The sequence below is a fragment of the Aeromonas sp. HMWF015 genome (genome assembly GCF_963878965.1).
GTDB classification, from domain to species: Bacteria; Pseudomonadota; Gammaproteobacteria; order Enterobacterales; family Aeromonadaceae; genus Aeromonas; species Aeromonas veronii.
On sequence record NZ_CAWNZT010000351.1, the window covers coordinates 1 to 1,236 of the forward strand.

Sequence of the window (1,236 nt, forward strand, 5' to 3'; positions counted from 1 at the left end):
ACCACGGTATCTTTCAGACCACCCACGGCACGCACCAGTGGCAGGGTGCCATAGGCGAGACTGTACATCTGGTTGAGGCCGCAAGGCTCGAACAGCGAGGGCATCAGGAAGAAGTCTGCACCGGCTTCGACCAGATGAGCCAGCCGATCGTCATAGGTGTTGATGAAGGCGAGCTTGCCCGGATAATCCCGGGCCATGGTTTGCAGTTGCGTGGCGAGCGCAGGATCGCCAGAGCCGACGATCACCACTTGTACCTGATGGTGGAGGAATTTCTCCAACGCAGGGAGCAGCAGGGGAACGCCCTTTTGCTCGGTCAGGCGGCAAACCATGCCGTAGATGGGCAAGTCCGCCACGGCCAGCCCCGCTTCCTGCTGCAGGCTCTGCTTGCAGATCTGTTTGCCAGCCATGTTGTCGATGCTGTAGGTCGCAGGCAGGAATTCGTCGAACTCCGGATCCCAGTCCTTGTAGTCGCAACCGTTGAGGATGCCGCAGAGATCCGCCGCCCGTTGCTGGAAGATATGCGCCATGCCGTGGGCGCCAAGGTGAGTCAGCAGCTCCTGGGCATAGTTGGGGCTGACCGCATTGATCTTGTCGGCGTAGAGCACCCCGCATTTGAGCAGATTAACGTGGCCGTAGTCGTAGTTGATGCGGCGTTCGTAGTCGGCGATCTCGGGCATGGCCCAGAACTGCTCGCGGCCAAACACCCCCTGAAACGCCGCGTTGTGAATGCTGATCACGCTGCGGGTCTGCTGGAAGAAGGGGTTGTGGGCGTGACGGGTTTTCAGCAGCAGTGGCAGCAGGCCGGTGTGCCAGTCATTGCAGTGGGCGATATCCGGAGCAAAGCCAAGCTGCTCGCAGGCATGGAGGGCTGCGGCCGAGAAGAAGGCAAAGCGCTCGCCATTATCCGGATAGGCCTGATTGTTCTCGGCGTAGAGCTGGGGACGATCGAAATATTGTGGGCAGTCGAGCAGATAGACGCAGACGTCATCCAGCTCCATCTGGTAGATGCGATAACCGATATCCGGCAGCCCGGGGTGGGTTGGCAACCAGCGTGACGCCACTAATCTGGCCTCATCCCGTCGCTTTATCGTCTTGTAGAAGGGCAACATGATCCTGACATCATGTCCCTTCTGGGCCAGGTACATCGGCAGGGCTCTGGCAACGTCTGCCAGGCCCCCGGTCTTGACCAGCCCCTCAACTTCCGAGGCAACAAACAGGATTTTCAGTGGGTTAATA

Annotated in this window: 1 protein-coding gene; it reads right to left on the reverse strand. The window is 59.4% G+C overall.

Annotated features, from left to right (window positions below):
* Nucleotides 1–1,235: glycogen synthase GlgA (gene glgA / locus AACS18_RS17680; RefSeq protein ID WP_258228761.1), on the reverse strand; the 1,235-nt coding region annotated here is incomplete at its 3' end.
* Between the last annotated feature and the right edge of the window lies 1 nt (nucleotide 1,236).